The 2,553-nt window shown below is 43.9% G+C and carries 2 protein-coding genes; one reads left to right on the top strand and one right to left on the bottom strand.

Going from position 1 to position 2,553, the window contains the following annotated elements:
- On the top strand, positions 1–1,347 hold a 1,347-nt coding region (locus AC3RJ7_RS18790; protein ID WP_491457389.1), incomplete at its 5' end, for an RNA-directed DNA polymerase.
- Positions 1,348–1,980: 633 nt separating this feature from the next.
- Here the strand turns inward: AC3RJ7_RS18790 and AC3RJ7_RS18785 are convergent.
- Positions 1,981–2,328 carry a helix-turn-helix domain-containing protein gene (locus tag AC3RJ7_RS18785; protein WP_491457388.1) on the bottom strand — a complete coding sequence of 116 codons (348 nt, stop codon included), beginning with the start codon at positions 2,326–2,328 and terminating at the stop codon, positions 1,981–1,983.
- Between the last annotated feature and the right edge of the window lie 225 nt (positions 2,329–2,553).

Below are 2,553 nucleotides of genomic sequence, written 5' to 3'. Positions count from 1 at the left end.
AAGGGTTCTGATGGTAAACTTCTCTCGAGTAAGGAAGAAAAGGCTGAGAGATGGAAGGAACACATTGAAGGACTGTATCGAGGTAAACAGCTTGATGTCAGAGCGCTGGAGAAGGAAGAGGAAGTTGATGAGGATGAGAAAGGTGATACGATATTGCGATCAGAATTTGATAGAGCACTAGCAGATTTAAGTAGAAACAAAGCTCCGGGAATTGATGATATACCCTCGGAGTTACTGTGTGCCTTGGATGAGACTGCCACTGCAAAACTATTCCACCTTGTTGGTAAGATATATGAGACGGGAGATGTACCAGCTGATTTCAAGAAAAATATTGTTATTCCTATACCAATGAAAGCAAGCGCAGACCGCTGTGAGAATTATCGAACAATTAGTTTAATCAGCCATGCCTGTAAAATTTTAACAAGAATAATTTACCGCAGAATGGAACGTCAGGTAGAAGCGGAGCTAGGCGAAGACCAGTTTGGTTTTAGAAGAAATGTAGGAACACGAGAGGCAATTCTAACCCTGCGGCTGATCTTGGAAGGCAGGATAAAGAAAGACAAGCAAACCTTTATGGCATTTATAGACCTTGAGAAAGCTTTTGATAATGTTGATTGGAATAAACTCTTTAATATTTTGAAGAGTATTGGCATAAAATATAGGGAGCGAAGGGTTATTTACAATCTGTACAAAAACCAGACAGCTATAGTGCGAGTGGAAGGGCAAGCAAGGGAGGCATCAGTTCAGAAAGGTGTAAGACAGGGTTGTAGCCTATCTCCTCTTTTATTTAATTTGTATATAGAGCAAGCAATAAAAGAATTCAAAGAGAAATCCGGGACGGGAATTATGGTCCAAGGGGAAGAAATTAAGACATTACGATTTGCGGATGACATAGTAATATTATCTGACTCAGCTGAAGAATTAGAAGATATGTTGAATGGAATGGATGAAGTCTTGAAAATGTATAATATGCGAATTAACAAAGGGAAAACAAAAGTGATGGAGTGTAGCCGCAGGAAGTCGGGGGAGGCTGATGGTATCAGACTAGGAAATGAGATTCTGAGGGAAGTTGATGAATTCTGCTACTTGGGCAGTAAAATAACTAGTGATGGCAGAAGCAAAGAAGACATAAAATCCAGGCTGGCACAAGCAAGGAAGGCTTTTGTGAAAAAGAGAAATCTGTTGGTGTCGGATATAAACTTAAACACCAGAAAATCTTTTTTGAAGGTTTTTGTGTGGAGTGTAGCTCTGTATGGAAGTGAAGCATGGACCGTTAGTTCGACAGAAAAGAAAAGAATTGAGGCCTTTGAAATGTGGTGTTACCGAAGGATGTTAAAAATCAGGTGAGCGGATCGCGTCACAAATGAGTAAGTACTGAGACACGTAGGTGAAAAGTGATTGATTGATGGATTGATTGATTGGTGTTTAAAGTGACAAAACCATTTCGGTCATCAGCCACTCTGAGCACTAATCAGAAGGGTGCGGAAAATCAAGGGCCGACTCTACGAAAAATGTAGATATCGGGCACAAGGCCAAGGGCCATATACGGCAAAGCGGAAAAAGGAAACGACTCCCTAGGCCTCGTTACCTAATACCGTCGGGGTCAGAAAAGAACAAGAGTTGGCCAAGGGCGGTCGATAGGAAAGATAATAGGAGGAGCCTGGCACAAGTAAGTGGAAGCAATGCCAGGACTCGGCTTGGTGGCCCGTGCTCGCCACGCACGCTCACAAGGCGTGAGCCCCTGGGGGCTAGGACAAGGAATGGTGGAGGGAATTAGGAATGTGGAGAAATGCCATAAATAACCTGGCCCGGCAGGAGATTGTTAAATGGAAATACGAGGGTTGGAACTTAAATAGTGGCAACTATTTATTTACAACCGATACAAAAGAGTTACATGTTAGCAACCTTTACTGTCCTTCAATGTAGTCACCAGCGTTGTGTATAACCCGTTGCCAGCGATGTGGAAGTCGTAGTATACCTTTAGGAGAGCCTGTTCTGTTGATGGTGCGAATGGAGCGGTCTACTGCCTGTCGAATCTCTGGAACACTTCTGAAGCGAATGCCACGAAGTCTGGCGTCGATCAGTGTCCAGTAACGTGGCAAGAGCATGCATGTCTTCTTCACTGACGCTCGTAGGACGACCTGCCCGATGAATGTCTGCCACAGTTTGCCGACCATCTTTGAAGGCTTTTACCCAACATGCCACTGTTCTGTAAGGCAATGCAGAATCCCCGCAAGCTTCTTGAAGACCTTGATGACACTGTCGTGCTGTACGACCTCTGGCACATTCAATCTTGATCCAACCCCGTTGTTCCTGTTTCGAAAACATAGTGACAACAGTACGTTAGACCGCTAGCTCACAAGTGGCTGTGTTTCTCTCAAAGGTGCGCACGCAAGTGATGTGGGAAGGGAGAGTCCATTTGCTCTGAGGTAAGGTAGATATGTACCCAACGTGGGCTATCAGCGACAATATTAGATTCCGTTGCATAGCGTCTCCACAGCAGTGTTACCACTATTTAAGTTCCAACCTTCGTATTTGTAAAACCGGTATTAC

This window comes from Agromyces solani, from assembly GCF_058349925.1.
Note: the sequence above shows the minus strand (reverse complement) of the source record. Positions and strands in the feature narration are given on the sequence as shown.